General features: G+C 62.8%; 1 protein-coding gene. It reads left to right on the top strand.

Going from position 1 to position 239, the window contains the following annotated elements; translation table 11 throughout:
• Window positions 1-239: Ig-like domain-containing protein (locus WLY71_RS30970; RefSeq protein ID WP_347806614.1), on the top strand; the 239-nt coding region annotated here is incomplete at both ends.

Genomic DNA, 239 nt, shown 5'->3' with positions numbered 1-239 from the left:
CGAAACCGTAACCACCAGCGAAGACGCCCCAGTCAACGGCAGCGTGCTCACCGGCACCAGCAGCGTCGACGGCCCGGTCAGCGTAGTTAATTTCACGGTCGGCGGTACTCAGTACCAGGTCGGTGAAACCGCGACCATCGCCAATGTCGGTACCCTGGTGATCGGAACGAACGGCGCCTACACCTTCACTCCGGCCGCCAACTACAACGGCACGGTGCCGACGGTCAGCTACACCGTCA

Origin of the sequence: Pseudomonas rossensis, from assembly GCF_039888995.1 — a bacterium.
GTDB classification, from domain to species: Bacteria; Pseudomonadota; Gammaproteobacteria; order Pseudomonadales; family Pseudomonadaceae; genus Aquipseudomonas; species Aquipseudomonas rossensis.
The sequence above is the reverse complement of the archived record's forward strand: the minus strand, read 5'-3'. Positions and strand labels throughout refer to the sequence as shown.